Annotated in this window: 22 protein-coding genes; 14 read left to right on the top strand and 8 right to left on the bottom strand. The window is 52.6% G+C overall.

The annotated features are described in order from the left end of the window. Positions 1 to 61 precede the first annotated feature (61 nt). Entirely contained in the window at positions 62 to 934 is an 873-nt protein-coding gene (locus ACTJIK_RS01780) for a helix-turn-helix domain-containing protein (RefSeq protein WP_440644549.1), read from the top strand. Positions 935 to 1,127: 193 nt separating this feature from the next. Here ACTJIK_RS01780 and ACTJIK_RS01775 read toward each other — a convergent pair whose 3' ends face one another. The 4 genes from ACTJIK_RS01775 to kbl all read right to left on the bottom strand — a co-directional run bounded on the left by ACTJIK_RS01775 (position 1,128) and on the right by kbl (position 5,240). Then, positions 1,128 to 1,859 (bottom strand): tetratricopeptide repeat protein, encoded by a 732-nt coding sequence (locus ACTJIK_RS01775; protein ID WP_440644548.1) that lies wholly within the window; start codon positions 1,857 to 1,859, stop codon positions 1,128 to 1,130. Next, the gene (locus tag ACTJIK_RS01770) at positions 1,856 to 2,899 is read right to left on the bottom strand and encodes a VWA domain-containing protein (protein WP_440644547.1); all 1,044 of its coding nucleotides are present in this window, start codon (positions 2,897 to 2,899) and stop codon (positions 1,856 to 1,858) included. The genes ACTJIK_RS01775 and ACTJIK_RS01770 overlap by 4 nt, the downstream gene beginning before the upstream one ends. A 109-nt stretch (positions 2,900 to 3,008) precedes the next feature. Beyond that, positions 3,009 to 3,812 carry a penicillin-binding transpeptidase domain-containing protein gene (locus ACTJIK_RS01765; RefSeq protein ID WP_440644546.1) on the bottom strand — a complete coding sequence of 268 codons (804 nt, stop codon included), beginning with the start codon at positions 3,810 to 3,812 and terminating at the stop codon, positions 3,009 to 3,011. A gap of 225 nt (positions 3,813 to 4,037) precedes the next feature. Further along, positions 4,038 to 5,240, bottom strand: a complete 1,203-nt coding sequence (kbl, locus tag ACTJIK_RS01760; RefSeq protein WP_440644545.1) for a glycine C-acetyltransferase — start codon at positions 5,238 to 5,240, stop codon at positions 4,038 to 4,040. A 448-nt stretch (positions 5,241 to 5,688) separates the two neighbouring features. Here kbl and ACTJIK_RS01755 point away from each other — a divergent pair, with 448 nt between their 5' ends. The 6 genes from ACTJIK_RS01755 to ACTJIK_RS01730 all read left to right on the top strand — a co-directional run bounded on the left by ACTJIK_RS01755 (position 5,689) and on the right by ACTJIK_RS01730 (position 12,438). Next, on the top strand, positions 5,689 to 6,174 hold the full coding sequence (locus ACTJIK_RS01755; RefSeq protein ID WP_440644543.1) for an RNA polymerase sigma factor: 486 nt from the start codon (positions 5,689 to 5,691) through the stop codon (positions 6,172 to 6,174). 27 nt (positions 6,175 to 6,201) lie between these two features. After that, positions 6,202 to 7,278, top strand: coding sequence for an anti-sigma factor family protein (locus tag ACTJIK_RS01750; RefSeq protein ID WP_440644542.1), 1,077 nt, complete (start codon positions 6,202 to 6,204; stop codon positions 7,276 to 7,278). Between the two features lie 26 nt (positions 7,279 to 7,304). Next, entirely contained in the window at positions 7,305 to 8,234 is a 930-nt protein-coding gene (locus ACTJIK_RS01745) for an outer membrane beta-barrel protein (protein WP_440644541.1), read from the top strand. A 132-nt stretch (positions 8,235 to 8,366) separates the two neighbouring features. Further along, positions 8,367 to 8,711 (top strand): hypothetical protein, encoded by a 345-nt coding sequence (locus tag ACTJIK_RS01740; RefSeq protein WP_440644539.1) that lies wholly within the window; start codon positions 8,367 to 8,369, stop codon positions 8,709 to 8,711. A 117-nt stretch (positions 8,712 to 8,828) separates the two neighbouring features. Then, the gene (locus tag ACTJIK_RS01735; RefSeq protein WP_440644538.1) at positions 8,829 to 11,765 is read left to right on the top strand and encodes a M16 family metallopeptidase; all 2,937 of its coding nucleotides are present in this window, start codon (positions 8,829 to 8,831) and stop codon (positions 11,763 to 11,765) included. Positions 11,766 to 11,883: 118 nt separating this feature from the next. Further along, complete coding sequence (locus tag ACTJIK_RS01730) at positions 11,884 to 12,438, top strand: L,D-transpeptidase family protein (RefSeq protein WP_440644537.1); 555 nt, start codon at positions 11,884 to 11,886, stop codon at positions 12,436 to 12,438. A gap of 84 nt (positions 12,439 to 12,522) precedes the next feature. On the opposite strand, the gene acs is transcribed toward ACTJIK_RS01730, so the two are convergent. The 4 genes from acs to ACTJIK_RS01710 all read right to left on the bottom strand — a co-directional run bounded on the left by acs (position 12,523) and on the right by ACTJIK_RS01710 (position 16,599). Then, entirely contained in the window at positions 12,523 to 14,436 is a 1,914-nt protein-coding gene (gene acs, locus ACTJIK_RS01725; protein ID WP_440644536.1) for an acetate--CoA ligase, read from the bottom strand. A 168-nt stretch (positions 14,437 to 14,604) separates the two neighbouring features. After that, a complete protein-coding gene (locus tag ACTJIK_RS01720; RefSeq protein ID WP_440644535.1) occupies positions 14,605 to 15,750 on the bottom strand; it encodes a tetratricopeptide repeat protein in 1,146 nt (381 codons plus the stop codon). A 255-nt stretch (positions 15,751 to 16,005) separates the two neighbouring features. Continuing rightward, positions 16,006 to 16,272: a hypothetical protein gene (locus tag ACTJIK_RS01715; RefSeq protein WP_440644534.1), complete on the bottom strand. Its 267-nt coding sequence runs from the start codon at positions 16,270 to 16,272 to the stop codon at positions 16,006 to 16,008. Positions 16,273 to 16,356: 84 nt separating this feature from the next. Further along, positions 16,357 to 16,599: a hypothetical protein gene (locus ACTJIK_RS01710; RefSeq protein WP_440644532.1), complete on the bottom strand. Its 243-nt coding sequence runs from the start codon at positions 16,597 to 16,599 to the stop codon at positions 16,357 to 16,359. Between the two features lie 124 nt (positions 16,600 to 16,723). Here ACTJIK_RS01710 and ACTJIK_RS01705 point away from each other — a divergent pair, with 124 nt between their 5' ends. The 7 genes from ACTJIK_RS01705 (at position 16,724) to ACTJIK_RS01675 (ending at position 26,912) form a co-directional block, all read left to right on the top strand. Then, positions 16,724 to 17,296: a helix-turn-helix domain-containing protein gene (locus ACTJIK_RS01705; RefSeq protein WP_440644531.1), complete on the top strand. Its 573-nt coding sequence runs from the start codon at positions 16,724 to 16,726 to the stop codon at positions 17,294 to 17,296. Positions 17,297 to 17,586: 290 nt separating this feature from the next. After that, positions 17,587 to 18,018 (top strand): hypothetical protein, encoded by a 432-nt coding sequence (locus ACTJIK_RS01700; RefSeq protein ID WP_440644530.1) that lies wholly within the window; start codon positions 17,587 to 17,589, stop codon positions 18,016 to 18,018. Between the two features lie 172 nt (positions 18,019 to 18,190). Beyond that, complete coding sequence (gene carB, locus ACTJIK_RS01695; protein ID WP_440644529.1) at positions 18,191 to 21,007, top strand: carbamoyl-phosphate synthase large subunit; 2,817 nt, start codon at positions 18,191 to 18,193, stop codon at positions 21,005 to 21,007. A gap of 93 nt (positions 21,008 to 21,100) precedes the next feature. Continuing rightward, on the top strand, positions 21,101 to 23,260 hold the full coding sequence (locus ACTJIK_RS01690; RefSeq protein WP_440644528.1) for a ComEC/Rec2 family competence protein: 2,160 nt from the start codon (positions 21,101 to 21,103) through the stop codon (positions 23,258 to 23,260). Positions 23,261 to 23,272: 12 nt separating this feature from the next. Further along, on the top strand, positions 23,273 to 24,790 hold the full coding sequence (purH, locus tag ACTJIK_RS01685) for a bifunctional phosphoribosylaminoimidazolecarboxamide formyltransferase/IMP cyclohydrolase (protein WP_440644527.1): 1,518 nt from the start codon (positions 23,273 to 23,275) through the stop codon (positions 24,788 to 24,790). Positions 24,791 to 24,885: 95 nt separating this feature from the next. Then, the gene (locus ACTJIK_RS01680; protein ID WP_440644526.1) at positions 24,886 to 25,428 is read left to right on the top strand and encodes an RNA polymerase sigma factor; all 543 of its coding nucleotides are present in this window, start codon (positions 24,886 to 24,888) and stop codon (positions 25,426 to 25,428) included. Continuing rightward, entirely contained in the window at positions 25,428 to 26,912 is a 1,485-nt protein-coding gene (locus tag ACTJIK_RS01675; RefSeq protein WP_440644524.1) for a carboxypeptidase-like regulatory domain-containing protein, read from the top strand. Before ACTJIK_RS01680 ends, ACTJIK_RS01675 begins: the two co-directional genes overlap by 1 nt.

Genomic DNA, 26,912 nt, shown 5'->3' with positions numbered 1-26,912 from the left:
GGGGTTAATTTCCCTAGTTTTATCGCGTCAATTTGTTTGTAACCAGCTATTTAACCAGTATATGCAGCAAAATAATACCGTGGATACCATACCCTATCAACAATTACCGCTCACCGGGCAATTCAGCGTGTTCGAGGTGGAAAGCTTCAAAACGGAACTGGCGGGTATTCCCCACCGGCACCACGATTTCCAGATATTATGGTTCACCAGGGCATCGGGGGATCATATCGTGGATTTCGTGACCTATGAGCTGAAAGACAATGTGCTCTTCCTTCTGAGGCCGGGGCAGGTGCACCAGTTGCCTGCCAAAGGCATCTACGGGTTCAGCATCACGTTCACCGAGAAGTTCTATTTTTCCAACAAGCACGAACGCGAAACCTTATACGATTTCACCACGCTGTTCGACGATTCGCAGGAATACGCTCCCATCTTCATCAGCAAGCCCGCGGCGGCCAACCTGGGCATGATCGTTACGCTCATGCGGCAGGAGCTGGCCGCGCAGTTCGAAGGCAGCAGCAGCAGCGTGATCAAACATTACCTGAACGCTTTCCTTTTGCTGGCGGAGCGGGAGAAAAAACACAACGTTGCGAACTCACCCATCCTGCTGAACCACGATACGCGGATCATCCAGCTGCGCAGGCTGGTGGAAAAGCATTTCAGAACGGAACACCAGGCCGGCTTTTACGCGCAGCAGTTTTCCCTAACGCCCAAACGGCTGAACGAGATCACGAGAGACGCCATCAATAAAACGGTAACGGATATGGTGCACGACCGCCTGGTGCTGGAAGCTAAGCGCCAGCTGGCCTTCAGCAACCGCAGCGTGAAAGAGATCTGTTATGAGCTGGGGTTCGAGGACCCGGCCTATTTCAGCCGTTTTTTCCGGAACCATGCCGGCACCTCGCCGCACGAATTTCGGGAAACAATGTTCAAATAATACCAGTTAATCTTCCCTTTGTCCAAACGGGGAGGATATTTGCGAAGTAATTTTACACCACGTTTTAACGGAACCCATGCTTTAGACGCGTTTTTAGGTGAACGCGTTTCTTTATTTGGAAAGGAAAGTAGAAATAAGAAACCGCCCCGGTTTACCCGGGGCGGTTCTATTTTTTATGCTGCTCAAGCGTTAATTACCAATCTTTCTCCACGCTGCCCGGCGTGCCTTTCACCTTCTTCATTTTATCTTCCTGCAGCTTTTTTTCCTGCTGGGCAAGGTTCTGCAAAAGACGTTTGGCCTCTTCGGGCGACAGCTTGCTGGGCTTAGGCTGCGGCTGTTCTTTGTCCTGCTCTTTCTCGTCCTGGTTTTGTTTCTGATCCTGCTTCTGCTGGTCTTTTTTATCCTGGTCCTTCTTGTCTTTCTGATCTTTCTGCTTGTCCTTGTTCTCTTTATTGTCTTTGCCGCCGCCCTGCTGCTGCTGTTTTTTCAGCATGGCCTGGGCATAGGCGAGGTTGTAGCGGGCCTGTTCATCGTGGGGGTTGGCTTTGAGGGAAGCCTTGTAGCTTTTGATGCTTTCTTCCCACTTTTTATCCTCCATGAAAGTGTTGCCGATATTGTAGCTTGCATCTGCCTTCACATCCTTTCCTGTGGCGGTTTTGATGGTGTTGGCATATTGCTGGCGCGCGGCGTCGAAACGTTTTTGTTCGTAGAGGGAATTAGCCAGGTTGTAGTTGCCTTCTATGGATTTGTTGTTCCGTTCCAGCGCCTTTTTGTAGCTGGCTTCGGCATCGGCGTACTGCTGCTTTTTGTACTGGGCATTGCCCTGGCGGATCAGTTTGCTGGTGCCTTCCTGCGCAAACGCGCCTGCCTGTACTAACAGGAGCGATATAACGGTAATGGTTATATGAAAAATGTGTTTCTTCATGCTGCTTCCGCGGTTTTAAGACCTGGCAATGCTGCGTCATCTGCTTTTTTCTTCCTGCCTTCCGGCACAAAGAACTCCAGCAATATCAGTATCAGGCAGATGCCCAGGAAGTATTGAAAATAACTGTTGTAATCGGTGAACACGTTTTCGCCGAACTCCTTCTGCTCCATCTTGTCGATCTTGTCCGCCAGCGCATCCACCACCTCGTCTGTATTGTTCATCAGGTGCAGGTACATGCCTTTGCCGGTGGAAGCAAGGGATTTGAGCGCGTCTTCATTGAGCTTGGATACGACGGTATTGCCTTCATTGTCTTTTTTCAGCCCGCCTGTTTCGGGATCGGGTAGGGGCGAGCCGGTGGGGGAGCCGATGCCGACGGTGTTGATCACCACGCCGTTCTCCAGCGCTTTTTTGGCTTCGTTGATGGCGCCTTCGTTATGGTCTTCGCCGTCTGAAATAATAATGAGGGCCTTATGTTTGCGTTCTTTTTTATTAAATGCTTCGTCGGACACGCGGATGGCTTCGTTGATCTCCGTGCCCTGGCGTGGGATAAGGTCCGGGGTTATGCTGCCCAGGTACATGCGGGCGGCGGAATAGTCGATGGTAAGCGGCATTTGCAGGTAAGCGTTGCCGGCGAACACCACCAGGCCTACCCGGTCGTTGTCCAGCTTTTCCATCAGTTTGGTGACCAGCTGCTTGGCGCGCGTGAGCCTGTCCGGCTTCGCGTCCGTGGCCAGCATGCTTTTGCTCACGTCCAGCGCAATGATCACATCCACGCCTTTGCGCGTGATCTTATCCACGCGGCTGCCTTTCTGGAGATTGGCCAGGCCGATCACGCCGAAAAAGAAGGCGGTGAACAGCAGGAGGAACTTGAAAGTGAAGAGCCGCCGGGAGTATCCGCTGAAGAGCTTTTCCACCATAACAGGATCGCCTATACGGCGTATGGAACGGCGCTTCCACCAGGTAACCCAGGCGAAGGCGAGCAAAATAACGATCAGCAGGACGAAGGCCCACAGGTATTCAGTATGTTGAAATCTTAACATGGTTAAAACAGCAACCCCGGCTCAGGCCGGGGAGCAGTTTCAAAAATAATTTTTTTATAACGTATTACAAGGGTGTTTTGAAATGATTTAGGAGTTTTTTAACAGCAGCCTATTTTTCGCCTTTGAAAAAGCCTTCTTCGGTGAGAATGCCGCGGGTCAGCTCCATTTGCAGCCCTTGGATATCGGGGTTCGGGTCTTCCGTTTCGAAATTCAGCACAAAGAAGGTCGGGTGAAGGTTTTCTTCCACCCAGCCAACCATCCAGCCGATGTGTTTATTGCCGGTGCGGCCCCAGCCGCCTTTCCAGGCCAGGATGTATTTAGGGGTCTTTTCCCGGATCATCATGCCGCAAACCAGTTGCTGCGCGCGTTTCTGGTAAGGCAACTGGTTGAAATACAATTGTTTTACAAAGCCCAGCTGCTCGTCGGGCGATATCTGGAGGGAGTTGTCCAGCCAGAAAGTATCGATCCTGCTGATCTTTTTGTTGCCATAACCTACGGAATCCAGCCAGCGTTGCATGGTATCCTTGCCGATGCGGCGGGCGATCTCCTGGAAATAAGGTACGGAAGAAACGCGGAAAGCCTCTGCCATGCTCATATCACGATTCCAGATAGTATCCGGCCGGTAAATGCTGTCCCATTTGATGACCATATTGGTATCGCTGGCCGCCCCGGTGTGCAGCGCGGTGAGGGCGTTGAATATTTTGAAGGTGGAAGCCGGCGTGAAGCGCTGTTTGGCCCGGTCTATATTGTATACCCTAAAGGAGCCCTGGCCATTGTCGAACATCATGAAAGTGCCTTCCAGCTTGTGTTTGGTAAAATATTTCTCCCATTCTTTCGCATCTTTCACGTTGTTGGGTGAGCAGGCGCCGAAAAGGATGGCGATGGTCAGCAGCAGCAGGCCGGACAATTTCATCAGTATACGTTTTTTGTTGACGGGGCAAAAGTACGGTAAGCCGCCATAAAAAAGAATGACGGGCATTTGTTTCTGCCCGTCATCCTGGAATATACCTGGTACTATTTGAACATTTATAAGCTTGGTCGCTTCAGACAACCACCCGGAACCGTAGAATTCCTTCCAACATGATAGGGTTCTCGCGGTAATATCATATCAGTTCAGCACCGGGGCGGATGGTACAATTTAAACAGCAGCGGCGGTTTTCAGCACGCCCAGTTCTTTCCCGATCTTGGTGAAGGCGGCAATCGCCTTGTCCAGGTGGGCCTGTGTATGCGCGGCGCTCAGCTGTACGCGGATGCGGGCCTGGCCTTTGGGCACCACGGGGTAGAAGAACCCGATCACATAGATACCTTCCTGGAGCAGCTTGTCCGCAAAGTCCTGGCTCAGCTTGGCGTCGTAGAGCATAACGGGAACGATGGGATGGTCGCCGGGCTTAATGTCGAAGCCGGCGGCGGTTATTTTTTCCCGGAAATAACGGGTATTGAATTCGAGTTTATCGCGCAGCTCGGTGGTTTCGCTCAGCATGTCCAGCACGGCGATGGAGGCGCCCACGATGCTGGGAGCTACGGAATTGGAAAAAAGATAGGGTCTGCTGCGTTGGCGGAGCATGTCTATCACCTCTTTCTTACCGCTGGTGAAACCGCCGGAAGCACCGCCCAGGGCCTTGCCGAGGGTGCCGGTAATGATGTCTACCCGGCCCATTACCCCGCGGTATTCGTGGGTGCCGCGGCCCGTTTTACCGAGGAAGCCGCTGCTGTGGCTTTCGTCGCTCATCACGATGGCGTCGTATTTATCGGCCAGGTCACAGATCTTGTCCAGCTGGGCAATGGTGCCGTCCATGCTGAAAGAGCCGTCTGTCACGATAATGCGGCTGCGCGCGCCGGCGGCTTCTTTGAGCTTGGCTTCCAGGTCTGCCATGTTGTTGTGTTCGTAGCGGAAGCGCTGGGCTTTACAGAGGCGTACGCCGTCTATAATGGAGGCATGGTTGAGGGCGTCGGAAATGATGGCGTCCTGCTCGGAGAACAGGGGCTCGAACACGCCACCGTTGGCGTCGAAGGCAGCCACGTAGAGAATGGTGTCTTCCGTTCCGAGGAATTTAGATATTTTTTGCTCCAGCTCGGCGTGAATGTCCTGCGTGCCGCAAATGAAGCGGACGCTGCTCATGCCGTAGCCATGGGTGTCTATGGCTTCTTTCGCTGCCGCCACCACTTTGGGGTGGGAGGAAAGGCCCAGGTAGTTGTTGGCGCAGAGGTTGATCACGGTCTTACCACCCACGGTAATTTCCGCGCCCTGCTCCGAGGTAATGATCCTTTCCCGCTTATACAGCCCGGCAGTATTGATTTCATCCAGCTCGGTTTGTAAACGTTTGATGAAATTTTGGTTCATGATTTTGAGTGTTTTGGTCTGTCACTAACAAAGTTAGGGCAATAAATGTATCAAGGATTGCAAAGGGTGGGCCGGGTAAATCCGGGAAGGATAAAAAGTTTGACGGAGGTGTAACATTTGTTTGCCGGTTTGCGTCATACAATTATCATAGACGGTAGATTATGACGAAAGTACTGTTCGCCCCATGATCCGGTGGTATGCTCTGTCCGCCTTCTGCCTCCCGGCCTTTTCAGGGCTGTTTTGGAGGCCGGATGCCCGTCAGGCGCCGCCTAAGGTGCGCTGATGCCCTGGTTGTTGCTGAGCGGGGAATCGTAAAAAGCGTGGCGTATGGTGGAATTTCTGTCATGAAACTGGTGATATATCGGCCGGTCCGGTCCCCATCCGAAGGGAAAGTCGGCGCTATTCAACAATTTGTCGGAAATTAGCACTCTAAAGAACCTATCGCCGGATGACGGAAAAGGAGTACAACAAATGCGTGGATCTGTATAGCGATAATCTCTTCCGTTTTATAGTCAAAAACCTGGAAAATGCGGAAGATGCCAGGGATGTGGTACAGAATGCGTTTGAAATATTATGGAAACATTGTAATGATGTGCCTTTTGAAAAGGCCAAAAGTTACCTGTTTACCGTAGCGTACCATAATATGATCGATCATGTGAGGAAGGTGAAAAGAGTGTCGCTGGTGGAGGAGTTCCGGGAAGAGGCGAAGGTGACGGACCAGAAGATACACAATGCCAGGGCCATTATAGAAAAGGCGCTCAACCGCCTCAGCGACGTACAGCGGTCCCTGATAGTCCTGAAGGACTATGAAGGATACACCTATGAAGAAATAGGCGAGATCATGAAGCTCAACCCCTCGCAGGTGAAAGTATACCTGCACCGGGCAAGAGCCCACCTGAAGGAATATCTGGTGAAAATGGAAAACGTGATTTAGAAAAAAGGTATTCAAAATCAGCACTTTATGTCAATCGACATTCACATATCAAACTACGAGGAGTATCTCTACAGTTATGTAGACGGGGAACTGACGCCGGAAGAGGCCGTTGCGCTGGAACTTTTCCTTGACCAGCATCCGCACCTCCGTGCCGAGCTGGACCAACTGATGGCTACCCGCCTCCAGCCGGAAGCCGTCGTTTTCAGCAATAAGGCCAGCCTTTATAAAAGCAGCCAGGCGCAGGAAGAGAACTTCGAAAGCCAGCTGCTTAGTTATATGGACGGCGAGCTGAGCCCCCAGGCGGCCAGGGACCTGGAGAGCTTTATGGATGCGCATCCGCAGCTCCGGCAGGAACTGGCCGTGTGGGAGAAAACGCGCCTGGAGCCGGATCTTTCGGTTCGTTTTGAGAACAAATCAGTGCTTTACCGCCATACCGCCCGCACGGTTCGCATGCGCCCCGCTTATTGGTGGGCAGCTGCAGCCATGCTTGCCGGCGCGCTTTTCCTGTTAAGGAACTCCTTTACGCAGGATGAAGCGGCCACCCCTGCCACTACCGCCGCTAATAATCAGCCAGCCGGGCCAACCGCCCCCGCGGCGCCGGAAAATAAAGCCGGTACACAACCGGTTCCGGAGAACGCAGCGTCGTCTCCCGCGCTGGCGCAGAATAAAACAACCGGGCAGGCTCCGGCTGAAAGGGAAAATACCGCCCCGCCCGCTGCTTCCCCCGTGCTGGCGCAGGCTTCCACCGATAATACTGCCAATACCGAAACTACTTTGAACGGGACCCGGGAAGCGGAACGGGCTGCCATAGCAGCGGACCTTTCCAGCATCCGCACGCAGGCTGCCCCTGAACCCGCCACCCGCCAGGCAGTTAACGCGGACCTGACCACCAGCGTTCCGAAAGTAAAAGAAAGTGAAACGGTACTGGCCATGAACAACAAGCCGTCCATCGATATCCAGGCAGCCGCCACACTGGCTACTCCGCCGCCTGCGCAGGAGCCCGGGGAGCTGATCATGTCCGTAACCGGCAACGGGCTGGAAAGCAGGGTGCTGGATAAAGTCACGAATGTGGCGAAGCTATTTTCAAGAAAAAGGAATAAATAATGGACCGTCATAAATGGCAGAGTCATATGAAGTATAGAATTTTACTCACCTTTTTTACGATCTTCCTGTCTGCGGGCGCTTTTGCCCAGCAGGCGGCCATAGATACCATACAGATCAAGGGATTGATCATCGTAAAGGGTAAAACTGCCGAAGGGAAGAGTGTTTTCAAAGCCTACCAGGATACAGCCTATGCGCGCCAGAAGCTGAAAAAGAACCTGCATACCAAGTGGCTGGTGCTGGACCTTGGCTTTAATAATTACCGGGACAAAAGCGATTATCCCGCCGCCATGATCATGTCCCTGCACCCGGGCGGCGCACAGTACTATCCCGGCGTGAGTTACAGCCAGGCCTACGCCAACAAAAGCTTCGATTATTCAGGCGCGGCCCTCAACAGCTTTGCCCCCCGCATGGCCAGTGAACCGCTCACGCCCGCGGAATTCAAGGTGATGCCCGCCAAATCCATCAACTTCAACGTGTGGGTGATCATGCAAAGGCTGAACATCCGGAAACATAAGCTTAACCTGATATACGCGCTGGGCCTGGAGATGAACAACTACCGCTTCGCCCGCAACATCACGTATGTACCAGGTTACTCCACCACTGTTATCCGAGATTCGGTGAATTTTTCCAAGAATAAATTATATGCGCAATACCTGTCCATCCCGCTCATGCTGAACTTTAATTCCAATCCTGCAAGACCTGGCAGGAGTTTTGAAGTAAGTTTAGGCGTTCAGGGCGGTTACCTGCTTAAATCCCGTACCAAACAGGTGAGCGAGGAACGGGGCAAAGTAAGATTGACTGACGATTTCAGCCTGAATAAATGGAGGTTCGGACTTACTGGTGAAGTAGCCTACGGGCCCATTAAGCTCTACAGTAATTTTGCGCTGACCCCGTTACACGATTACGGCCTTGAACAGTACCCTTTTTCAGTCGGTTTTCGGTTTAACGGATTCTAATACTTACCTTTACAGAACCGTATAGAAGCAAAAAGTATGGAAACCAGGAAATAAAATATATGAATAGGTTGGGTAACAATCCTATGGTTTAAGTTATCCTATTAAAACTGTACACAACCAAACTTGAGAAGTATGCGATCCATCTTGTCGTTTGTTGCTGTAGTGAGTGGAATAGTGTTGATGCATGCAAGCAAATTGAAATTACCGGCCAATCCTACGGAACTGAGCGGAGCCCCGAACCCCCAATCCGAAGTGAATATCCCCGGAAGCACACCCAAATTACCTGCCCCCCAGGCAACGGAATCACTGGTTTATATGCCCGACAGCCTCTTCCAGGCCTACCGAGGGGATCATAACCTGTACGTTACCAATCATTATCACGTATTGTACATCAAAACGGACTCGACGTTCCAGACTGCAGCCAGCCCGCTGGTACCCCACCGCGTGTTCGCTACCAGCCTGATGTACTACAGGTAACCGGTTGCAGCAGGCCTTTTTCACCGCTCATCCAGTCCAGGCACATATTTTCAAGGTTTAAGCACCGAATGTGCCCGCGCATTTTTATATTTGGTTTGAAATCTTCAAACCAACTGTATGAGAATTATAAACCTGTTCTTCGTCCTGGCGCTGGCTGCCACCCAGCCAACAACCGCCCAGGTAAAGCATGAATGGAAAGATGCCTCCTCCGGGGGATTTTCTTACCGCTACATTTCCGGCGACCCCATGCAGGCCCGCTTTTATACCCTGAAAAACGGCCTTACCGTTATACTCAGCGTCAATAAAAAAGATCCCCGCATTCAAACCCTCATCGGCGTTAGAGCCGGCAGCAACAACGATCCGAAAGACCATACCGGCCTGGCGCACTACCTGGAACACCTGCTGTTCAAAGGCACCACCCACTTCGGCTCGCTGGACTGGGCAAAGGAAAAACCTTACCTGGACCAGATCACCGCGCTCTACGATAAATACAATCAAACGACCGGCACAGACGCCCGCAAAGCCGTTTACCACCAGATAGACAGCGTTTCAGGCCTCGCGGCGAAATACGCGATCGCCAATGAATACGATAAAATGATGACCAACATGGGCGCCCAGGGTACCAACGCGCATACCTGGGTGGAAGAGACCGTTTACGAGGAAGACATCCCGTCTACCGCTGTAGACAAGTTCCTGGCCGTTCAGGCCGAACGGTTTAAAAACCCCGTGTTCCGCATCTTCCACACCGAGCTGGAAGCCGTGTACGAAGAAAAGAACCGCGGGCTGGACAACGATGGCCGCAAAATGTACGAAACCATGCTGGCCACCCTGTTCCCCACGCACAACTACGGCCAGCAGTCCACCATCGGTACCGTGGAGCACCTCAAGAACCCCTCGCTGGTCGCCATCCGCAAATTCTACAACGAATACTACGTTCCCAACAATATGGCCATCGTGATGGCCGGGGATTTTGATCCCGATTACGTGATAAAACGCATCGATGAAGCTTTTGCTTTCATGCAAAAGAAACCCGTTCCCGAATACAAAGCCCCGGTGGAAAAACCCATCACCAGCCCCATCGTGAAAGAAGTGTTCGGCCCTGACGCTGAGAACGTGAACCTGGCCTACCGCATGCCCGGCGCGCTGGACACCAAAAACGCCGTGGTCCTCACTGTGCTGTCGCAGATACTCTCCAACGGCAAAGCCGGCCTGCTGGACCTGAACCTGAACAAACAACAGAAAGTGCTGGGCGCCGGTGTGAGCACCCTGCCCTGGAAAGACTATACCGTATTCGCCCTCAGCGGCCGCGCCAAGCAAGGTCAGAGCCTGGACGAGGTGAAAGACCTCCTGTTGGCCCAGGTAGAGATCCTCCGCAAAGGCGAATTCGATGAAAAACTGATCACCGCTATTGTAAACAACTTCAAGCTGTATGAGATACAGGGCCTGGAAAGCAACGGCAACCGCGCCAACAGCCTGATGGACGCCTTTATCAAACACCGTGGCCAGAACTGGCTGTACGATGTGGCTTACATCAACGACATGAGCAAGGTGACCAAGAAACAGATCGTGGACTTTGCCAACAAATATCTCAGCAACAATTATGTGCTTCTCTACAAACGCAAAGGCGAAGACAAGGATATCGTGAAAGTGGAAAAACCGCCCATCACTCCCGTGGAAGTGAACCGCAACGCACAGTCCGACTTCCTGCAAAAGGTAGCCGCCATGCCCGAAACCCCTGTGAAACCGCAGTGGCTGGATTATGGGAAAGACATTCAGAAAGGGAAGGCCGGCAATGCGGACCTGCTGTATGTGCAGAATAAAGACAACGGCCTGTTCCGTTTGTACTACCGCTTCGACATGGGCAGCTGGAACAACAAAAAGCTGCCGCTGGCCGCGCAGTACCTGCAATTCCTGGGCACAGACAAATATTCCTCCGAAGAGATCAGCAAACAGTTCTACAATATCGCGTGCAACTTTAACGTGCAGCCCGGCAACGAGGAAACCACCATTACCATCACCGGTTTACAGGAGAATTTTGACAAGGCGGTTGAACTGTTCGACCACCTGATCAACAACTGCAAGGCAGACGAGCAGGTGCTGGCCGGCATGAAGAACAGGCTGCAAAAAGCGCGGGCCGACAATAAGCTGAACAAAGCGCAGATACTCAATGGCCTGCGTTCTTACGCAACCTACGGGGCCAGGAACCCGTTCAATAACCAGCTGAGCACCGAAGAGCTGAACGCGCTCACCGCTGCGGAACTGGTAGCCATCCTGCATGAGCTGCCCTCGTACCGCCATACTGTTATCTACTACGGCCCCGATCAGCTGGAAACCGCATCCGCGAAGATCGCGAAGCTGCACCAGCAGCCGGCTTCATTCAAAGAAAACATGCCGCAGCAGAAGTTTGAGAAAACTGTTATGCAGCAGAACAGAGTGCTGTTTGCAGACTACGACATGGTGCAGGCGGAAGTGAACTGGGTGCGCAACGGAGAGCTGTACGACCCGAGCCAGGCAGCCGTGGTAAATCTTTTCAACAATTACTTCGGCGGCGGTATGGGCTCTATCGTGTTCCAGACCATCCGTGAATCCAAGGCGCTGGCGTATTCCACTTACGCGGTATATGCACAGCCCAACAAAAAAACAGACCGCTACGCCGTACTTGCCTATGTAGGCAGCCAGGCAGACAAGATCAATGAAGCGATCGCCGGGATGAACGAACTGCTGAACGCGATCCCCGAATCCGAAAAGAATTTCGAGACTGCGCGCAGCAGCCTCAAGAAAGACCTGGAAACAGAAAGGATCACGCAGGACGGCATCGTGTTCAGCTATCTCAACGCGCAAAAGCTTGGGCTGGATACGGATATCCGCAAGAGCGTGTATGAAACGGTGGATAACCTGAAATTTGACGACGTGAAAAAGCTCCATCAGCAAAATATTGCCGGTAAGCCTTATTCCTACTGCATCCTGGCTTCCGAGAAAAAAGTGAGCCTCGATGACCTGAAAAAATACGGCGATGTACAGAAAGTTTCACTGGAGGAGATCTTCGGCTACTGATCCTTTACATCCAACTAAAAATACAGGAATGAGACGCGCAATTGCGCGTCTCTTCTTTTTAACACAATATTCACACTTTACCCGCCGTTCTAGAATTCGATAAACCACCTATGTTACCATGTGGCGCTTTTGCTTTTTGATTGTCGTATTACCGCTTTTTGCGTTTGAGCACAATATTTCCGATCTGTATTCCGTTAGGCTCAACCCTTCCAGGATAGATGTCGACAAGGTTTTCCTGCTCGTCGATAAGAGCGATTACCGCATGTACGTTTATGAAGACGTAACATTGATCAAGATCTACAAAGTAGTGTTCGGCAGCAATTCCACTGCCGACAAATATATGCAGGGCGACAAACGTACGCCCGACGGCACTTTCCGCATTTCCGCCAAACGTTACGACAACCGCTGGAGCCGCTTCCTGTTGCTGGATTATCCCAACGCGGAATCCTATTCCAAATTCCAGCAGCGCCAGGCCAACGGGCAAATATCCCGCGGCGCGGATATCGGCGGCGGCATCGGGCTGCATGGCGTGGAGTATGCTTCAGGTATCAGGGATTATTACGTGGACCAGCGCATTAACTGGACGCTGGGATGCGTGAGCCTGAAGAACGGGGATATCAATGAAATTTATGATGTAGTGAAAGTAGGAACACCGGTAGTGATCCGCCCTTAAGGTTCATCACGGATATGGAAGAATAAGAAAAACGGCTGTCACCTTAAAAAGCGACAGCCGTTATATTTTAGTTTTAGTCAGTGCTTATAACTTCCCCGCCTTGATCTCTTCCACTACAGCAGGATCGAGCAGGGTGGTGGTATCACCGAGGTTATCCATTTCGCCTTCCGCGATCTTGCGCAGGATGCGGCGCATGATCTTCCCGGAACGCGTTTTCGGGAGGCCGCTCACAAACTGGATCTTGTCCGGTTTCGCGATAGGGCCGATGATGCGGGATACCGTTTGCATGATATCTTTCCGGGTAAGCTCCGGGTCTTTCACCTGTTTTTCAGCGATCACGAATGCATAGATGCCCTGGCCTTTGATCTCATGCGGATAGCCTACCACGGCGCTTTCCACAACGCCCGCGTGCATATTGATCGCGTTTTCCACCTCTGCGGTGCCAATGCGGTGGCCGCTTACATTCAATACATCGTCCACCCGGCCGGTGATGCGGTAATAGCCGTCTTCGTCGCGGAGGCAGCCGTCGCCGGTGAAGTAGAGATTTTCATAAGTGGAGAAATACGTGGTGCGGCAACGTTCATGATCGCCGTACGTGGTGCGGATCATGCCGGGCCAGGGGAACTTGATGCAGAGGTTCCCGTTCACGCCGTTCCCTTCTATTTCCTTCCCCGTTTCATCCACCAGTATCGGCTGTATGCCGGGCAGGGGCAGCGTGGCATAGCCTGGTTTTTCGGGTGTAATGCCTGCGATGGGCGCTATCATGATACCGCCTGTTTCAGTCTGCCACCAGGTGTCGGTAATAGGGCATTTGCCTTTCCCGATCTGGTCTTTGTACCAATGCCAGGCCTCTTCGTTGATGGGTTCGCCTACGGTGCCCAGCGTGGTGAGCGAGCTGAGGTCTTTATGATTCACCGGCCCGAGCCCGAAGCCCATGAGGCTGCGGATGGCTGTGGGCGCGGTGTACAGGACGTTCACCCTGAATTTGTCCACGATATCCCAGAAACGCCCTGCGTCAGGGTAAGTGGGCACGCCTTCGAACATCAGGGTGGTGGCGCCTGCGCTCAGCGGACCGTACACGATGTAGCTGTGACCGGTGATCCAGCCGATGTCTGCCGTGCAGAAATATACCTGGCCGGGTTTGTATTGGAATGAGTTAATGAAAGTATAGTTGGCGTACACCATGTAACCCGCGCAGGTATGCACTACGCCTTTGGGTTTGCCGGTGGAGCCTGAAGTGTAGAGGATGAACAGCATGTCTTCCGCTTCCATTTCCTCGGCGGGCACGGGCGGGTTGCCCATGGTTTCCACTTGTTTGATCTCGTCTTCCCACCACACGTCGCGGCCTTTGAGCATGCTTACAGGCGTGCGGGTGCGGGTGCATACGATCACTTTTTTCACGGAAGGGCAGGCCATCAGCGCATCGTCTATCACAGATTTGAGCGGAATGTCCTTCGCGCCGCGGAAAGCGCCGTCGCAGGTGATCACGAGGGTGGCCTGCGCGTCCTGTATACGGTCTGCAATAGATTGCGCGCTGAAGCCGCCGAACACCACGGAATGAATGGCGCCGATGCGCGCGCAGGCAAGCACCGCAATGGCCAGCTCGGGGATCATGCCCATGTAGATGCAGACCCTGTCGCCTTTTTTCACGCCGTTGTTCTTGAGCACATTGGCGAACTGGCAAACCTTGTTATATAATTCCCTGTAAGTAAGAATGCGGTGCCTTTCTTCCGGGTCATTCGGCTCCCAGATAATGGCCGGCTGGTTGCCCAGCGTGCCCAGGTGCCTGTCCAGGCAGTTTTCAGTGATGTTGAGGCGGGCGCCCGAAAACCATTTCACGTCCGGTTTCTTGAAATCCCACTCCAGCACTTTGTCCCATTTACGGCGCCAGTAAAAATGATCGGCCACGTTGGCCCAGAATCCTTCCGGATCAGTTACACTGTGCTGCCAGGCCTGCTGGTATTCTTCGAAGCTCTTGAGTTGGTATGGGTACGACATGATTCCCAAAAAGATTTATTTGTTATCGGTTTTTTAACGGGGCTTAAATTTAATGATTTAAGATTGAACAATATCAAATAATGTCAGAATAACGTTGAATTAATTCAAATTGGAATATAAAAACCCGGCCACAGGAGCCGGGTTTCAAAGAATAAGTGTAAGGATGTTTTAAAGGCTCTTTACCCGTTCCTTCACATAAGTCTGGATGTCTTTTTCATTTTTGCTTCCGGGTTTCGCGTTTTTCAGGAACAGCTGGTAATATCTTTTCGCTTTCTGCGGGTCCTGCACATACTGGTCGTAGATGCGCGCAATGCCGTACTGGCGCATAGGGTCTTTGAAGAGGTAATAAGCCGTGTCGTAGTGGGCAATGGCGGAGCGGTACTGTTTCATTTCTTCGAAATTGCTGGCCAGCGCTGTGTAATATGCGTCCAGCGAGCGGCTTTTGGCGGAAGAGATGCATTGTTCCAGCATCTCGTTGCTTTTGTTGTATTGTTTGAGTTTGGCGTACGACAGCGCAGCATAATACTTCAATGTTTCAGGTTCGCTTTGCGTCAGTTCCATCATTTTATCATATACCCTGATCGTGCTGTCGTAGTGGTCCAGTGAATAATGCGACACCGCGAGGCAGAGGTATGCGAACGAGTGTACGGAATTGGCATTGATCAGCTGTTCTCCATAGGTCACCACCTCCCGGTATTTTTTCTGCTGGTAGGAGGATTTGACGAGCGCGGCCACTACCAAGGTATTGGTGGAATCGAACTGGTAATATTGTTGCAGCACGCTGTCTGTATGCAGGTAATCCTTGCGGTCCAGGTATTCCTCGGCAAGAAAGGTCACCACGGAAGCGTCTTTCCGGTTAAGGCTATACGAAATTTTCATGAGTGCGAAAGCAGTATCCTGCAAGCCGGTAATGTTGGCGGCCGCGTTGGCGAGCTGTTTATAATAGATGGCATTATCCGGGCGCAATGCCACCAGCTTCGAATAATGGGTGATCGCGTTTACGTACTGCTGCTGGGCCCGGGCGATATTACCCAGCTGTTGCAGGGCGGCGATATTGTTGGAATCTTTTTCGAGCACGCGCTGGTAAGTTCTTTCCGCATCCGCCGTTTGCCCGTTCTGCAGGTAGGCGTTGGCCAGCACGGCAAGACCGTTCACATGCACAGGTTTCACGGTCCCTTCCATATAGGCGATCACTTTGTCGTACTGCTGTTCCTGGAAATAATCCATCAGCATGGCTTTGTCGTACTGGTCTTGCCCAAAAGCGGCAAAGGTGCTGCAAAGCAGCAATAGTAATGTCGAAGATCTGCGGAGCATAGCTGTTCGTTTCCATAAAACTAAGTGTTTAGTTTTAAATAACGAAGAGTTTAGTTAATATCTTTTTCAGCCGGTGGCCGCGCAGGCAGATTTGCGGACCTTTCGATCGGCAAAAAAGCGGGCATATAAAAGCAGGGGCATCAAACCGGAATCAGATCCGGGATGCCCCTGACGTTCAAAATGGGGATAGGGATGCGGGCATACACCCGCAGGGTTGTGCAGCGATAACAGTAATGCTTTTAAGCGCCGCGCCTGTTACAGTCTCATGGGCCGCCTGCTGGAGGCGATGAACACTACAAGATTGTCGATCGGCCCTTCCAGCGACATTTCCTGGTAAGAAATGGTGGCCACGCCCGGCGTGTTTTCCGCTGCAAGGTGCTGGATGCGCCGGTCCGGCTCGAAATGTTCCTGCCGGCCGTGAACGGTGACCGTAATATGTCTGATAGATTCGCCCGACTCGGCGTGCATTCGCCGGATAAAACCGGCGATAAGGGTTTTGAGGTTGGTTTCAGTGTTTAGCATGGTGGAGGTTTGGGATTTTGAAATAAGCGGGGTTGGCCTGAAAAATTGCCCGTACCGGGGTGAATGTTTACGCTGTTGTGCAGTTTAACGCCCCCGGTATTTGTTGCTCCTTTCCCGGATACGCTTCAGCAGGCCGTCCCCAACGGCCAGGATCTTATCCCGTTCCGCGTTGCTGAAGGGATAAGTACCCTTCGCTTTCCGGTAAAAGGTCGCCTCGCTCCAGCCGCATTCCTTACATACGCGGTCCCGGAAGCTTTTTGGCAGCTGGACCATCTCAGCATGCAGGTCCAGCAGGAGGTTGTTGGATGAAAGTTGGTTTGTTTCCATTAGCAGTTAAATTTGTCATTTTGATTCAAGTTTTCTCAAAATGTCAATAAAAATGTTATATTGATAATAGAAGCATCACACTATTTATTGACACCTGTTACAAGTATAATAAAAATTATTTACAGTGGATTTAATTCCCAAAAATATTATTCACGAGGGCGCCCGTTTAAAACAGATCGTGCGGGACAAACACATGAAGATCCTGGATTTCGCGCGGAAGGCGCATTTTTCCAACCAGATCGCCCATTATTACTTCCGGCAGGAGGCCATTAAAAGGACCAAGCTCCAGGAATTCTGCAACCTGCTCGGCATCACCCTCGATGAATTCTATGCCTGGACGCACCCCCGCCGCGTGCCTTCCCAGCCCGCCACGGACCTGCACCAGGGGCACCGCCTGGATGAGCTGATAGAAGAAAAGGGGCTCAACAAAACCCGCCTGGCCAACCGGATGAACCTCAGCCGCCGCGCGTTGTACAACCTGATAGAAAAACCTGTGTTCACCCCCGAGCAGCTGAAGAAAGTATGCCTGGTACTGGAGATCAGCGCCAAAGACTTCCTGGGCGCCAACCATGTGGACGAAAACGATCCCGAAGCACCGGAAATAGAAAGCTGGAAAGACAAATACTATAAGTTGCTGGAAGATTACAACAGGGCGCTGGTGGAAATTTCCAGGCTGAGAGAGCTGACCCGTTCATAATAAGACCATCCCAAAAAAAAGATGCCGCTGCCAGCGGCAACAGCATCCCAGGGTCATCACAGGTGTAAGAACTTAGATACCAGTTAAATTGAAAGCAAATCACAACGGGGTTTCTGATGTTAACAAGCCGGGATGATACCACAAAAATACCCTGCCCAACCTTCATAATCAGCGCATATCGGGAAAATATTTTCGCGAATCCGGAAAAATCCCTGCCCGGAAACTTCCTTTTTACCCCATAATTACATATATTAGCATTTCTTTATTTATAATAAACTATCCCTGGAACTATGAAAAGAGCCTTGCTATCCCTGGCCACGTGCCTGTTCCTGCTGGTGGTAAAAGCCCAACCGGCCTCCGCTCCAGAAGTAAAGGAATTTGAAGTATTCTGGAAAAAACTCTACACCGCCATCGTCAAAAAAGACTATAACGCCGTGTGCGAATACATCGAGTTCCCGCTCGTCGTTAAAAAGAACCTCGCGGACACTGCCGTGCAGACCATCGGCCGCCAGGAGTTCCCCGGGTTTTTCTCCGGTTACCTGGACCTGCCGGCCAAAGACGAATTCATCAATAAATATGGCCTGCTCCGCGCGCGCAAAACACTCAGCGACGACGACAGAACGATGGTGGACGAAGATTCCGCCACGATCGAAGACTTCGAGTTCCAGAAGGTGGACGGCGAGTGGAAACTCGTGTACGTCTACGCCACCGCGAATGAGTAAGGAATTGAGAATTATTTAAATATAAAATAAACCCACACCGATAATTTCTACCCGGCATCTTAAATTTCTCCGGTGAATAATTAATTATTCCCGTAACTTTGCACGATTTTTTAGTTCGCTTCGCGCTGGAAAATCGCATGGTTTTTTCATTAACAACAGCTAATAAAAAAAGATGCCCAAAGACACATCTATCAAATCAGTTCTCATTATCGGTTCCGGTCCCATTATTATTGGTCAGGCCTGTGAATTTGACTATTCCGGCTCCCAGGCGGCGCGTTCGCTCAGGGAAGAAGGGATTAAAGTGATCCTGATCAACAGCAATCCCGCAACGATCATGACGGACCCTATGATGGCTGACAAGGTATATCTGTTGCCCCTCACCGTGGAAAGCATTGAACAGATACTGGAAGAGCACGAGATCGATGCCGTACTTCCCACCATGGGCGGGCAAACGGCCCTCAACCTCTGTAAAGAGGTGGATGAGCTGGGTATCTGGGAAAAGAATAATGTGAGGCTGATTGGTGTGGACATCAAAGCCATCGACAAAGCTGAAGACCGCGAACAGTTCCGCCAGTGGATGATCCAGTTGGGTATACCCGTGGCGCCTGCGCGCACGGCCAACTCCCTGCTCGAAGGCAAGGAATTTGCCCAGGAGATCGGTTTCCCCCTCGTTATTCGTCCTTCCTTCACCCTCGGCGGCACCGGCGGCGGTTTCGTACATGGCAAGGAAGACCTGGATGAGGCGCTGGACCGTGGCCTGAAAGCCTCACCCGTTCACGAAGTGCTCGTGGAAAAAGCGGTGCTCGGCTGGAAAGAATACGAACTGGAGCTGCTGCGCGACATGAACGACAACGTGGTGATCATCTGTACCGTCGAAAACCTCGACCCGATGGGCATCCACACGGGAGACTCCATCACCGTGGCCCCGGCCATGACCCTGAGCGACACCGCTTTCCAGGATATGCGCAACAAGGCCATCATGATGATGCGCCAGCTGGGCAACTTCGCGGGCGGCTGTAACGTACAGTTCGCGATGAACCCTGAAAATGAAGAGCTGATCGCCATCGAGATCAATCCCCGCGTAAGCCGCTCTTCCGCTCTTGCATCCAAGGCAACCGGTTACCCCATCGCCAAGATCGCTTCCAAACTCGCGATCGGCTACACCCTGGATGAGCTGGAAAACCAGATCACCCGCACCACTTCCGCATATTTTGAACCCGCGCTGGATTACGTGATCGTAAAAATGCCGCGCTGGAACTTCGATAAATTCAAAGGAGCTGACGATACCCTCGGCCTGCAGATGAAATCGGTAGGCGAAGTAATGGCCATCGGCCGCACTTTCCCCGAAGCCATCCAGAAAGCCTGCCAGAGCCTGGAGAACGAAGCTGTAGGCCTTGGCTACTACGGTAAATCGCTCATGAAAAGCGAACAATTGATCGAAAAGCTGAAGCGCCCCACCTGGGACCGCATCTTCCGCATCAAAGACGCGCTCATGGAAGGGATGTCCGTGAAGTCCATCCACCAGGCCACGCAGATAGACCGCTGGTTCCTGCACCAGATCAACGACATCGTAACGCTGGAAAAACAGCTGATGGAGCATGATCTCGATTCCGTACCTGCTTCCATGCTGAAGGAAGCCAAGGAAATGGGCTTCTCCGACAAACAGCTGGCGCTCATCTTCACCAACTGCGAAGAAGAGGAAGTGTACGAGAAACGTAAAGCCATCGGTATTACCCGCACTTACAAGATGGTGGACACCTGTTCCGCAGAGTTCGAGGCCAAAACGCCTTACTTCTATTCCACATTCGATACGCAAAACGAAAGCATCCCTTCCGATAAAAAGAAAGTGATCGTGCTCGGTTCCGGCCCCAACAGGATCGGCCAGGGTATTGAGTTCGACTACTGCTGCACCCATGGCCTGCAAGCCATCCAGGAGTGCGGTTACGAGGCCATCATGGTGAACTGTAACCCCGAAACGGTGTCTACAGACTTCGACATGGCGGATAAACTCTACTTCGAACCCGTGTTCTGGGAGCATCTCTGGGAGATCATCGAGCTGGAAAAGCCCGAGGGCGTGATCGTGCAGCTCGGCGGCCAGACGGCGCTGAAGCTCGCCAAGAGGCTGACCGAAAAAGGCATCCGCATCATCGGCACATCGTTCGATAATATGGACATCGCCGAAGACCGCGGCCGCTTCTCCGACCTGCTGAAGGAGCTGGGCATCCCTTACCCGAAATACGGCACCGCATTTAATACAGACGATGCCATTGAAGTGGCGAAAGAAGTGGGTTACCCCGTACTGGTGCGCCCCTCCTACGTTCTGGGCGGCCAGCGCATGCGTATCGTGATCAACGAAGAAGAGCTGGAAGCATCTGTGCTCAGCCTGCTGAAGCACCTGCCCGGCAACAAGATTCTGATCGACCACTTCCTGGACCGCTGCCAGGAAGCCGAGATAGACGCCATCTTCGACGGGGAGAACTTTCACGTGATGGGCGTGATGGAGCACATTGAGCCCGCGGGCATTCACAGCGGCGACAGTAACGCCGTGCTGCCTGCGTTCAACCTCAGCCAGCTGATCGTGACCACCATGGAATATTATGCGGAGAAGATCGCCCGTGCGCTGGACATCCGCGGATTGATCAACATCCAGTTCGCCATCAAGGGCGGGCAGGTGTTCGTGATCGAAGCCAACCCGCGCGCATCCCGCACCACTCCTTTCATTGCCAAAGCATACCAGGTGCCTTACCTGAACATCGCTACCAAAGTGATGCTCGGTCACAATAAACTCACCGATTTCAAGATCGAGAAAAAGCTGAAAGGCTTTGCGATCAAAGAACCGGTGTTCTCCTTCAACAAGTTCCCCGGTGTGAACAAGGAGCTGGGTCCCGAAATGAAGTCTACCGGCGAAGCCATCCGCTTCATCAAAGACCTCCGCGACCCTTACTTCCGCACGCTTTACAAAGAAAGAAGCATGCACCTGAGCAAATAAACAGGTCAAAAAAAATATCACAACAAGCCGCTTCCAAAAAAGGAGCGGCTTGTTTTATTTCCTACATTTAGGAAGTATCATTGTTTGTAACCGATGTTTGTTAACCTGTGGCGCACCGCGCCCTTCCTTCGATTGCTGCTGCCTTTCGCGGCAGGCATTACAGCCGGGATGTATTACCCGCTGATCCCATGGGAGTGTATGATCGTTTGCGCGCTGGTGTGGGTGGTACCTTCATTTTTCAGCATTCAGAAACGTTTTGCCTGGCGGCATTACCGGGGCGCGGCGGTGCTGGCGCTTGTATGCTGCCTGGGGATGACGCTGGCATGCACATACGATGTAAAGCGCCACAGCAGCTGGCTTGGCCATCATATAAAAGACAGCATGTATTACGTGGCCGTGCTGAAAGAGCCGCCGGTAAAGAAAAGGCGCTCATGGAAAGCAGAGGTAGAAGTGGTGCTGGCGCATGAGAGGAAATGGAAAGCAGTGCGGGGAAGGGTTCTCCTGTATTTCAGGGATACGCCGCAGCTGGGTTACGGAAGCCGGCTGATGTTCCGCGGGGAACCGCAACGGATAAGGAGTTCCGGCAACCCCGGGGCCTTCGATTATGCGCGATATTGCAGCTACCGGAATATTTACCACCAGGCATTCCTCAGCGATTCTGCCTGGCGGAAACTGCCAGGCAATGGCGGAAACCTTTCAGGGCATTGGTTATCCGCGGCGCGGCAGTATGCATTGAACACCTTAAAAAAATATATCCCGGGAAAAGAAGAATACGGTGTGGCGCAGGCCCTGCTGATCGGCTACCGCGACGAGCTGGATGCAGATATCGTACAAGCATATACGAATACAGGCGTAGTGCATATCATTGCCATTTCCGGGCTGCACCTCGGGTTGATCTACGTGAGTTTGCTGCAGCTGCTGAAATGGTTGCCGCGCCGGCGCTGGGCGGACCTGCTGAAAGCATTCGTGCTTATCGCGGTGCTCTGGGGATTTTCTTTGCTGACGGGCGCTTCCGCTTCCGTGCTGCGTTCCGCCGTGATGTTCACCACCATTGCATTGGGGCAGTTTGTGATCGCCAGGCATTCCAATATCTATAACACGCTTGCGGCCGCAGCTTTCGTGTTGTTGTGCTACAATCCCTTTTTCCTCGTGGATGCGGGTTTCCAGCTGTCGTTCCTCGCCGTGGCGGGCATTGTGATCTGCTACCAGCCGCTGTACGACCTGTGGATGATCCGGTGGAAATGGCCGGACAACCTTTGGCAGATGGTGGCCGTCTCGCTGGCAGCGCAGGCTTTCACCTGGCCGGTTTGCCTGTTCTATTTCCGCCAGTTCCCGAATTATTTTCTGCTGGCCAACGTGGTGGCCGTGCCTTTATCCACCGTGCTGCTGTATGGCGAGATCGTATTGATGGCGATTGCGGAAATGCCGGTGGTGGCGGCTTTTGCAGGGAAAGGACTGGAATACGGCATTTTCGCCATGAACTCGGTTATCCGGTGGGTGGACAGTATCCCGGGAGCGGTAGTGAGCGGCATCCGGATGAACATGACCGGGATGTTCCTGCTGTACGGCTTTACAGTGGCCTGCCTGGCGGCATTGTTGCTGAAGAAAAAAGGAGCCCTGTGGTGGGCTTTGGGATGGATGGCGGCTTTCACGGGCCTCGGGGCCTGGCAGCGTATCCAGTGGCGGCAGCAACAACGGCTGGTGATATACAACCTTCCGAAGCAGACGGCTGTTGAATATATCGCGGGGAGAGGAAGTTTCAGGGTGGGAGACAGCGCGGGGCTGGAACATCCGCAGCTATCCATATCGCAGCCGGAACTGGGCGTGAAGAAGATCATCATGGCTTGCAGCCTGCATTGGCAGCAGGATTCAGGGCATACAAGGAAACATATTACGCTTACGGGCAACAACGGCCGGCGCACGCATGATCTTCCCGACAACGGCTCATTCCATCTTTCGTATATCCGGGGAGGTTGCCTGGTGAGCCTGGGGAACAAACGCCTGCTGGTGCTCACCGGCAACCTGCAGCATGCGCCGCCCCTGTCAAAAAAGATCAAAATAAATTACATATTGTTGTCACATACTCCGAAGGTCGATATCAGCCGGTTGCAGGAATTTTTTACATACGACATGCTCATTTTTGACGCGTCGTGTTCAGCTTTCCAGATCAGGAAGTGGAAAAATGCCTGCAACGAACTACCTTTGCGCTGCTTTTCGGTTCCGGAGCAAGGAGCCTTTGTTGTAAATCTCTAATTATTACTGTGCATGCAAAAGCAAATCAAATCAGCTTTGATCTCCGTTTTCTATAAGGACAACCTGGAGAATATCGTTAAAACATTGGGCCAGCAAGGCGTAACCATCTACTCTACCGGCGGAACGCAGAAGTTCATCGAAGAGCTGGGTGTGAAATGCGTGGCCGTGGAAGACCTCACCGCTTATCCCTCCATCCTGGGCGGCCGTGTTAAAACCCTCCACCCTAAAGTGTTTGGCGGCATTCTCGCCCGCAGGGAAAATCCGCAGGACCTGGAGCAGCTTGCCCAGTACGAAATTCCCGAGATAGACCTCGTGATCGTAGACCTCTATCCCTTCGAAGAAACTGTTAAAAGCACTACCGAAGAACAAGCCATCATCGAAAAGATCGATATCGGCGGCGTTTCCCTGATCCGTGCCGCTGGTAAGAACTATAAAGACGTGGTGATCGTGGCTTCCAAAAACCAGTATGCTGACCTTGAGAAAGCGCTGGTAGACGGAAAAGGCGCCACTACGCTGGAGCAACGCAGGAACTTCGCCGCGAAAGCTTTTGAAGTTTGCGCCCACTACGACGTGGCCATCGCTTCCTGGTGGCTGCGCAACGAAGAGGAGAAAGATCATTTCCAGCTGTCTGTTCCGCAGGGCCAGGTTTGCCGCTACGGCGAAAACCCCCACCAGAAAGGCATTTTCTACGGCAACCTGAACGACCTGTTCGACAAGCTGCATGGCAAAGAGCTTTCCTACAACAATCTCGTGGATGTTGACGCTGCCGTGCAGCTGATCGCCGAGTTCAGGGAAACCACTTTCGCCGTGATCAAACATACCAACGTATGCGGCATTGCCAGCAGGCCTACCTTGCTGGAAGCCTGGGAAGCCGCGCTGGCAGGCGATAAAGAAAGCGCCTTCGGCGGTGTGCTGGCCTGCAACAAACCAGTGGACGCGGAATCCGCCAAAGCCATCAGCGAAATTTTCTTCGAAATATTGATTGCGCCCGGGTTTGAGCCCGCCGCGCTGGAAATACTCCAGGCTAAGAAGAACCGCATCCTGCTGCTGCAAAAACAGCCGCTGAAAACCGCGAAAATGTTCAAGAACGTGCTGAACGGCGTACTGGTGCAGGATAACGACGAAGGCAGCTTCGACACCTGGAACGACACCGGGGCCCAGCCCGCCACTGCTGAACAGCGCTCCGACCTGGAGTTTGCCAACATCGTGTGCAAACACCTGAAATCCAACGCGATCGCCCTGGTGAAAGACCGCCAGCTGGTAGGCAAGGGCTGCGGCCAGACCTCCCGCATCGACGCGCTGCGCCATGCCATCGAAAAGGCGAAACAATTCAGCTTTGAGCTGAAAGGCGCCGTGATGGCCTCCGATGCGTTCTTCCCCTTCGACGATTGCGTACGCATCGCACACGAAGAAGGCATCAGCGCCGTGATCCAACCCGGCGGCTCCATCCGCGACAACGATTCCATCACTTTTGCCAAAGAGAACGGCATGGTCATGGTGATCACCGGCATGAGGCACTTCCGTCACTAAACGCATTTTTACCGTATAAACAGGGCTGCATCCGGACCGGATGCAGCCTTTTTTTTGTAGTATTGCCAACGCAGATGCCCTTTTTACAGCAACATATGATGAAGGAAGCCGATGATGCCGCGCTGGTCCGGGAATACAAGGAAACCGGCCGGCTGGACTATCTGGCGGCATTATATGAACGGTATATGAACCTCGTTTACGGCGTTTGCCTCAAGTACCTGGACGAAGAGAGCAGCAAAGACGCCGTGATGCAGATCTTCGAGGAACTGATCGAAAAGGTGAAGAACCACGAGGTGCAGAATTTCAGGGGCTGGCTGCATGTGCTGAGCCGTAACCATTGCCTGATGAAGATCAGGGCTGCCAAAGGCAGGGTTGTTTCCATAGACGATAATGGATTTATGGAATCCGGCGAAAATATTCATCCTGAAAACGGGTTTAACCTGGAAGCGAACCTCCAGGCCATGGAAAGATGCCTGGAAACCTTGCCGGAAGAGCAAAAGCGCAGTGTGAACCTGTTTTACCTGCAGGAGAAAAGCTACCGTGAAGTGGCTGAGATCACCGGGTACGAAATGACGAAGGTGAAGAGTTATATACAGAACGGGAAGAGGAATCTCAAAATTTGTATGGAGAAGAATTAATGCCTGATAATCAAAAACATATCAAACCAACTGCGGACCTCATCCGTCGGTACCTGGCCGGCGAGCTGGACGATAAGACCATGCACGCCCTGGAAAAACAGGCGCTGGACGATCCGTTCCTGGCTGACGCGCTGGAAGGGTATGCTATGTATGAGCCGGACCAGTCTGCGGCCATTGCAGACCTCCAGGCTCGCCTGGATGAGCGCGTTAACAGGGGGAATGAAACTGCCATTCCTGTAGCCGCCACCGGGTCTGAAACGGCTGTTGAGCCGGCAAAAGGCAAGGTCCGCCGCCTGGATTACCGCTGGGCTGCGGCTGCTATCATTCTCGTGATATTGTCTGTTGGCGGGGTATTGTTGTTGAATAAAGATCCACGTGAGCAAAATATTGCGCAAGCACCGCGAGCAAAAGACACTGTAGAACTGACCAAACCGGATATGAATGCGGCGGATGCAGCGGATACGTTTTCGGGATCGGCGGCCGTGCAGCAAGATTCCGCGCCCCGCGCAGCAATTCCTCCCGCTGAGGACCTGGCCCTTCAGAATGCCCAGCAGCAGGCACGTTCAGACCGGCCGGGAGAAGATGCTGTGACCCGGGCAAAGATGAAAGATGCAAAGAAAGCACAGACTGCCAGAACCGCTGTCCCACCGCCTCCTCCGGCCGCCAGGGCTGCTGAAACCTCTGCGTATGCGGCCGCTCCCGCCCCACTCGTCATGAAAGAGGAAAAAACGCAGGTAAAGAGTAATATCATAGACACAATACTGATCGGCAGTACTAAACAAGATACCGGCAGTGAGCTTGCCGTGCGGAAAGCCCTGGCACAGGGCAACAAAGTGGAAGGCGTGGTAACCGGTGCTGAATCCCAATATCGCCGCTATTCCGAAGAAAACGACCTCCGCATCCTCAGCGGCCAGGTAATTGACGCGATGAACGGCCAGAAGCTGCCTGGCGTGACCATCCAGGTGCAGGGTACAGACAAAGCCGCGGTGACAGACACGGCGGGTTATTTTGCCCTCAAAGTGGAACCGAATAAAAAGCTCAATCTCGATTTTTCCTACATTGGATACGAAAGGACCAATGTTGCAGTTGCCGGCAATCAAAACCACCTGAACGTGAGCCTGCCGCAGAACAGCCAGGCTCTCAGCAGTGTGGTGGTAGCAGGTTACGGCACCGTCAGGAAAAAGAAGAATGCCCCGGCTGCTCCATACTACGGAGATTCTGCGTATAAAAAATACCTCGAAAGCATCAAAACCGTTCCGGTAAAAGGTTTGAAAGAAAAACTCTCCGGCGAGGTAACCGTCTCCTTTACCGTAATGCCCGATGGTACGCTGAAAAACATCAAAGCGCATCAGCCTTTCCATGAAGAAGCCGGCAAAGCCGCTGTAGAAAATATCAAGGGCGGGCCTCAATGGTTCCCCGCTTCGAACGGGAAAAAATCCACCGTTCACCTGCAAGTGCCTGTGGAGCTGGTTCCCGCGGAATAA

Origin of the sequence: Chitinophaga sp. 22620 (assembly GCF_052044405.1) — a bacterium.
Classification (GTDB): Bacteria; Bacteroidota; Bacteroidia; order Chitinophagales; family Chitinophagaceae; genus Chitinophaga.
Note: the sequence above shows the minus strand (reverse complement) of the source record. Positions and strands in the feature narration are given on the sequence as shown.